This window comes from Burkholderia sp. Ac-20379 (assembly GCF_017104645.1).
In the GTDB taxonomy this organism is placed as follows: Bacteria; Pseudomonadota; Gammaproteobacteria; order Burkholderiales; family Burkholderiaceae; genus Burkholderia.
The window spans coordinates 1-7,174 of the sequence record NZ_JAAGPF010000356.1 but is presented as its reverse complement, the minus strand read 5'-3'; the positions used below and the strand labels follow the sequence as shown (position 1 = coordinate 7,174).

Genomic DNA, 7,174 nt, shown 5'->3' with positions numbered 1-7,174 from the left:
GGAGCGGGACGGGTCGGGAGATGCGGCATGGGGGAGGGAAGGTACAATATAGGGAGGTTGATGAGGACGGACGAACGGAGTGGCTATAGGCTTTGCTAGTTAAGGAGACGGCAACCACCGAGATCTACACAGCCACCAACACTCTTTCCCTACAAGAAGCTCTTCCGATCTGGGCCATGCCAGTGTTGCGGGATTGGGACTGACCCGCTGGTCATCCTGGCCGGTTCTGGATGACAATCCGCGCACCGGTTCGGCGTGCCTGCGCGACCCGTTCGCGCGGCCGCCCGCCGCCCGCGGCACGCACAACAATTCCATCGAGATTCCGAGGCTCCGACATGACTTTTCCGAAGCGTCCTATCGCCTTTGTCCTCACCGCGACGAATCACGGCACGATGATCGTGAACCGTCACGACCACAACACCACGGCCACCGGCTTCCGCTACGGCGTCGGCCATCAGTTGCTGGAGAACGCCTGCTTCGACGCGAGCGAGATCGATTTCGTGCTGGCGATGCTGACGCGCCGCCACGAGCTGCACGGCGACGGCGTGGTGGCGATCGACGGCGGCGCCAACATCGGCGTGCACACGCTCGAATGGGCGCGCCACATGCACGGCTGGGGGCGGGTGCTCGGCTTCGAGGCGCAGGAGGTGGTGTTCTACGCGCTGGCCGGCAACATCGCGCTGAACAACTGCCTGAACGCGCGCGTCAAGCTGGCCGCGCTCGGCGAGCGCTGCGGCGAACTGCGCGTGCCGCAGCCCGATTACCTCGCGCACGCGAGCTTCGGCAGCCTGGAGCTGCGCCAGCGCGAAGACGGCGAATTCATCGGCCAGGCGATCGCCTACGACACCGCGTCCGGCTCCACGGTGCCGATGGTCAGCATCGATTCGCTGAACCTGCCGCGCGTGGACCTGATCAAGCTCGACATCGAGGGCATGGAGATCGAGGCGCTGACCGGCGCGCGCGACACGCTGCGTCGCTGCAAGCCGATGCTGAGCGTCGAGGTGCTGAAGACCGATTCGGCCCAGGTCGAGCAGTTCCTCGGCGAGTTCGGCTACCGCTGCGTGCCGGCCGGGCTGAACCTGATCGCCGTGCACCGCGACGATCCGGTGTCGGCGCACCTGCAGGTGGGCGAGGGCGTGGTGTTCATCAGTTGACGGTTCGGGTATGCCGCGTGCTTGCGGCCTGCTTGCGGCCTGTTCGCCGGCGGCGGCCGGTGTGCCGTCCGGCTTTCGAAATCGCTGCGCGCGCACCGAATTGAAATAAAAACGTTGTAATCCGTGAATATTCCGGTAAGGCGGCTACCGCTGCCGCCGGTTTTTAGGCATCCTGCGAAATGCCGAACGTTACGGGCCCCGAAGCAGCCGGGTGCGCAACGTGCCGATCCCCTCGCAAATCGTGAAAAGCCGCCAGGGGCTTGCCTTCACGTCGTTTCGCCGGCGTTTTTGCGGTGGCTTTTCCAGTATCATGCGGCGGCCGGCGCGAATCGCGTCCGGACGAACCGGCGTGGGGCGCCGGGGCGGGTTGCCGGCAACGCACCGGCCGCCTTCGGTGGTACGAAAGGTTTTGTAATATCGCTCCGGTACACTCGGCGGCCCTGATTCCGCCCAGTCCGCCCCGGCGGTCGATGCAGCCTGCGTTCGGGGCGCGGCTGCATGACGACGATCGCTTCGGCAGCGTCACACTCGCGACGGGTTCCAGCCTGACACTTCTGATTCATGTCCTTCAGTGATTTACCGCGGCGCGCGACGGCCGGTTTCGCGCGCGCCCGCCAGACCTTGCGGCTCGAGCGGCTCGTTTCGCCGTTGCTGGCGCTCGGCATCGGCATTGCCCTGCTGTTCGTGTTCCAGCATCTGTCCGAGACCGTCGACTACCGCTCGGTGATCCGCCATCTGCGCGACCTGACGGCCGGCGAGTGGGCCGGCGCGCTCGGCGCGACCGCGCTCAGCTACGCCGCGCTGGTGGCGCGCGACTGGATCGGCCTGCGCTACGTGGGCGCCAAGGTGCCGCGCGCCTCGCTGTGGATCGGCACCATCGCCGGCACCGCGCTCGGCAACGCCACCGGCTTCGGCGCGCTGACGGGCGGTGCGGTGCGGGTGCGCGTGTACGGCGCCTCGGGCGTCACCACCGCGCAGATCGGCCGCATGACCGTGTTCATGGGCGGCACGCTGATGCTCGGCATCGTCGGCATGACCGCGCTCGGCATGGTGGGCGGCTCCGGGCCGCTGGCCTTCATGCTGCCGGTGCCGGCCGGCTGGCTGACCGCGATCGGCGCGCTGATCCTGGCGGCGCTGGCCGGGCTGGTGGCGTTCTGCGGGCGCGAGCCGCGCGAGGTGCATTCGCGCTGGAGCTGGCTCTCGTTCGACATTCCGGCGCGGCGCGACCTGGTCGCCCAGCTCGTGTTCGCCGCCGTCGACGTGGTGGCCGCCGGCCTCGCGCTGTGGGCGCTGCTGCCGCACGGCCACGTCGGCTTCGTGGCCTTCATCACCGTCTATTCGGGCGCGCTGCTGCTCGGCATGATCGGCCATACGCCGGGCGGCATCGGCGTGTTCGAGGCCGCCATGGCGTTCACGCTCGGCAGCGCCGTGCCGCCCACTTCGATGCTGGCCGCGCTGCTGGCCTATCGCGCGATCTACTTCGGCGTGCCGCTCGCGCTGTCGGCCGGCCTGCTGGCCGTGTTCGAGGGGCGCGCGGTCAGCCAGCGCTTCGTCTCGACGCAGGCCGCGCAGGTGTCGCAACTCGCGCCGCTGTTCCTGAGCCTGACGACGTTCGCGGTCGGCGGGATGCTGGTGATCTCGGGCGCGACGCCCGCGTTCTGGCAGCGGATCGCCGTGCTGCGCGGGGTGGTGCCGCTGTGGGTCATGGAAGGCTCGCAGGTGCTGTGCAGCGTGCTCGGCGTGTCGCTGCTGTTCGTCGCGCGCGGGCTGCTGCGCCGGCTCGACGCGGCCTGGTGGATGACGTTCGGCCTCACGCTGGTCAGCCTCGCGCTGTCGTTCTCGAAGGGGCTGGCGTTCGTCGAGGCGGGCGTGCTCGGCGCGCTGCTGCTGTTGCTGCTGGTGTCCAAGCGCCGCTTCAACCGCCATTCGTCGCTGTTCGCCGAGCCGTTCACGATCGGCTGGTTCGTGTCGGTGGCGATGGTGCTGATGCTGGCCGTCTGGGTGTTGCTGTTCGCGTTCCGCGACATCCCCTACACGCAGGAAATCTGGTCGCAGTTCGCGTTCGACGAGCGCGCCTCGCGGGCCTTGCGCGCCACGCTCGCGGCCGGCGTGTTCGCGGCGATGGCCTCGCTCTGGCAGATGCTGCGCCCGGCCGCGGGCCGCTTCGTGGTGCCCGAGCCGCAGGATCTGACCGACGCGGCGCGCATCATCCGCGCCCAGGAGCGCAGCGACGTGGGCCTGGCGCTGATGGGCGACAAGAGCTTCCTGTTCTCGCCGTCGCGCGAGGCGTTCCTGATGTACGCGAAGCACGGCCGCACCTGGGCCGCGCTCTACGATCCGGTCGGCCCGCGCCACGAATGGGCCGGGCTCATCAACGAATTCATCCTGCGCGCGCACACCCACGGCGGGCGCGCCGCGTTCTATCAGGTGCGCGCCGAGGGGCTGCCGCTCTATCTCGACGCGGGCCTCACGCTCGTCAAGCTCGGCGAGGAGGCGCACATCGCGCTGGAGGCGTTCGACCTGAAGGGCTCGAACCGCTCGCACCTGCGCTATGCGCTCAAGCGCGGCGACCGCGAGGCGATGACGGTCGAGGTGATCGCGCCGCAGGACGTGCCGAACATGCTGCCGGTGCTGCGCGAAATCTCCGACGATTGGCTCGACAGCCGCGACGCGCGCGAGAAGAGCTTCTCGGTGGCCGCGTTCCACGACGGCTATCTGGCCACCCAGTCGGTGATGCTGGTGCGTCAGGGCGGCGAGCCGGTGGCGTTCGTCACGTTCATGACGACCGACCTGAACACCGACGCCACCGTCGGCGTGATGCGCCACGTGCCCGAAGCCTCGCCGTACGCGATGGAATACCTGTTCACGCAGCTCGCGCTGCATCTGAAGGAAGCCGGTTTCCGCCGCCTGAGCCTCGGCATGGCGCCGTTCTCGGGGATGGGCACCGCGCCGATGTCGTCGCTGTGGCACCGGCTCGGCCGGGTGGTCTGGCGCTTCGGCGGGCGTTTCTACAATTTCCGCGGCTTGCGCGCGTTCAAGAGCAAGTTCGAGCCGCAATGGGAGCCGCGCTATCTTGCGGCTTCCGGTTCGGTCGGCGTGTTCGTGACGCTGGCCGATTTGTCTCTGCTGGCAGGAGGTCGGCGTTCATGAAGTGGAATCAATGGGGCCGGTTGGCCATCTCGGCGGCGTTCGCCTTTGCCCAGGCGGGCGGCGCCCACGCGGCGGACACCGCCAAACCGGCGGCGAAGCCGAACGCGGATCACGCGGCGCATGCCAGCGGCGCGATGAGCGCCAGCGCGGCGCATCCGGCCTCGGCCGTGATCGGCCAGGCCGGCGTGCCGAGCCGCTTGCCGGGCGGGCGCTACGGCGACGTGATCGTCGTCAAGCCCGAGGGCGAGATCCACGGCTTCGTGGTGCTGTATTCGGCGGCCGGCGGCTGGAGCGCCGACGACCAGAACACCGCGGCGGCGCTGGCGAAGGCTGGCGCGCTGACGGTCGGCGTGGATACCGCGCGCTACGCGGCGAATCTGGCCAAGACCAAGGAAAGCTGCCATCAGCTGGTGGGCGACGCGGAAGCGGTCAGCCACCAGCTCGAACGGCAGATCAAGACCTCGCGCTACTACGCGCCGATCGTGGCCGGCATCGGGCAGGGCGGCGCGCTGGCGCGCCAGGTGCTCGCGCAGGCGCCGGAGAACACCATTTCCGGCGCGGTGACGGTGGCCCCGGCCGCCACGCTCGATCCGCGCTTCAAGATGTGCCCGCCGGATCCGACGGTCAGCCGCCGCAAGACGCCGGGCTTTGTGGATACGGCCGCCAGCGGCGACGCGTCGCGGCTGGTCGCGCTGCTCGAGCCGCACCTGCGCGACGGCAGCGCCGACGAGCTCGACGTGTCCGATCTGCCGCTCGTCGAGCTGCCGGCCAAGCCTGGCACGGCCTCGCCCGACGGCAACCTGATGGCGATCGTGATTTCCGGCGACGGCGGCTGGCGCGATCTCGACAAGACGATCGCCGAGGCGTTGCAGAAGGATGGCGTGTCGGTGGTCGGCATCGACAGCCTGCGCTATTTCTGGAGCGAGAAGACGCCCGCGCAGACGAGCCACGATCTGGCCCGCGTGATGCAAACCTACATGGCGCGCTGGCACGCGTCGCACGTTGCGCTGATCGGCTATTCGTTCGGCGCCGACGTGATTCCGTTCGCCTATAACCGGCTGCCGCCGGCGCTGCAGGAGAAGGTCGGCGTGATGTCGCTGCTCGGCTTCGCGCCCACGGCCGATTTCCAGATCCGCGTGACCGGCTGGCTCGGCATGCCGGCCAGCGATCAGGCGTTGAAGGTGCGTCCGGAGTTCGACAAGCTGCCCGCCAAGCAGGTGCAGTGCTTCTACGGCGCGACCGAGAAGGAAACGCTGTGCCCGGCGCTGGCCGGCACCGGCGTGGAGGTCGTCAAGACGGGCGGCGATCACCACTTCGGCGGCGATTACCTGTCGCTGGAGCGGCGCATTCTCGCTGCGTTCAAGAAGAATATCGGCGCGCGCTGAGCGCGGCGATCGATACATGACGGCGGCGCGGGCTTCGGCCTGCGCCGCCGTTTTCGTTGGCGGATCGTCGTTGGTGACTCGCCGGTTTCCGCCGCGATTGCTGAACCGCGCTCACGAGCGCGTGCAGGGCCGCCCGGCTTCACGCGGCGCGCCCGCGTTTGCTAGATTCCCCGGTTGACGTTCACGCGGGCCGCGCATCGTGTCGCCGCCCGCCCAACCGGAGAATCGAGCATGTCCACGCCCACCCAGATCCACCACAAAGTCGTCGTCATCACCGGCGCGAGCAGCGGGCTCGGCGAGGCCGCCGCGCGCCGGCTCGCCGCCGACGGCGCCCGCATCGTGCTCGGCGCGCGCCGCATCGAGCGGCTCGACGCGCTGGTGGCCGAACTGACGGCGCACGGCGCCGAGGCGCTGGCGGTGGCCACCGACGTGACGCGCCGCGACGAGGTGCAGCGGCTTGTCGATACCGCCGTGGCCCGCTTCGGCCGCATCGACGTGCTGATCAACAACGCCGGGCTGATGCCGCATTCGCCGCTCGAACGCGGCAAGACCGACGACTGGGATCGCATGATCGACGTGAACCTGAAGGGCGTGCTGTACGGCATCGCCGCCGCGCTGCCGCACATGCAGGCGCAGAAAGCGGGGCATCTGATCAACGTCGCGTCGGTGGCGGCGCACAAGGTGCGCCCGGGCAGCGCCGTGTACGCGGCCACCAAGGCCGCGGTGCGGATGCTGTCGGAGGGGCTGCGCCAGGAAGTAAAGCCGTACGGCATTCGCACCACCGTGATCTCGCCGGGCGCGATCGACACCGAGCTGCCCGACAGCATCACCGAGGCCGACATCGCGGCGGCCGTGCGCGAGTTCTACGGCATCGCGCTGCCGGCCGAATCGTTCGCGAACCTGGTGGCGTACGTGATCGGCGCGCCCGAGGACGTGGACATCAACGAGGTGGTGTTCCGTCCCACGCGGCAGGAGTTTTGAGGGAGCGTGCTTCCCGAGGGCGCGGCGGCTGGGGCAGCGCTGTTTCACCGCGCCGGTTGTCCGCGCCGGTGGATCGGCCGGGTTGGGTTGGGCGGCGTTGGATGTGACCGCGTTGAATTTGGCCGATTCGGCAGGCGTTTCGAGCATGCGGGGCCGTCGCTTGACGATTCGCTGGCCGGCTCGGCGCCGCGTCACCCGCCCACCGCCCGCGCCGGCAACTCGGCCGCATAACGCCCCGGTGTCACGCCGAGCGAGCGGCGGAACATCTCGATGAACGCGCTGACGTTGTCGTAGCCCAGTTCGAGCGCAATCGTCGTGACCGGCGCACCGGCCGCGAGCCGCTCCAGCGCGCGCAGCACGCGCGCCTGCTGGCGCCATTGCGCGAAGCTCATGCCGGTTTCGGCCGCGAAGCGCCGGCTCAGCGTGCGTGGCGCGATGCCGGCCCAGTGCGCCCAGTCGGCCGCGCCGCGGTTGTCGGCCAAATCGGCCGCGAGCGCATCGGCG

5 protein-coding genes are annotated in these 7,174 nt (G+C 69.5%); 4 read left to right on the top strand and 1 reads right to left on the bottom strand.

The genetic code is table 11. The features are described from left to right. Nucleotides 1-335: 335 nt before the first annotated feature. The 4 genes from G3N92_RS28750 to G3N92_RS28735 all read left to right on the top strand — a co-directional run bounded on the left by G3N92_RS28750 (nucleotide 336) and on the right by G3N92_RS28735 (nucleotide 6,670). A complete protein-coding gene (locus G3N92_RS28750) occupies nucleotides 336-1,154 on the top strand; it encodes an FkbM family methyltransferase (protein WP_206130966.1) in 819 nt (272 codons plus the stop codon). Nucleotides 1,155-1,715: 561 nt separating this feature from the next. Beyond that, complete coding sequence (mprF, locus tag G3N92_RS28745) at nucleotides 1,716-4,304, top strand: bifunctional lysylphosphatidylglycerol flippase/synthetase MprF (RefSeq protein WP_206130965.1); 2,589 nt, start codon at nucleotides 1,716-1,718, stop codon at nucleotides 4,302-4,304. Beyond that, nucleotides 4,301-5,689: an AcvB/VirJ family lysyl-phosphatidylglycerol hydrolase gene (locus G3N92_RS28740; protein ID WP_241015077.1), complete on the top strand. Its 1,389-nt coding sequence runs from the start codon at nucleotides 4,301-4,303 to the stop codon at nucleotides 5,687-5,689. The genes mprF and G3N92_RS28740 overlap by 4 nt, the downstream gene beginning before the upstream one ends. 231 nt (nucleotides 5,690-5,920) lie before the next feature. Continuing rightward, complete coding sequence (locus tag G3N92_RS28735; RefSeq protein WP_206130964.1) at nucleotides 5,921-6,670, top strand: SDR family oxidoreductase; 750 nt, start codon at nucleotides 5,921-5,923, stop codon at nucleotides 6,668-6,670. A gap of 191 nt (nucleotides 6,671-6,861) precedes the next feature. Here the strand turns inward: G3N92_RS28735 and G3N92_RS28730 are convergent. Beyond that, nucleotides 6,862-7,174, bottom strand: a 313-nt coding sequence (locus G3N92_RS28730; protein ID WP_206130963.1) for a helix-turn-helix domain-containing protein, incomplete at its 5' end; no start/stop codon positions are given.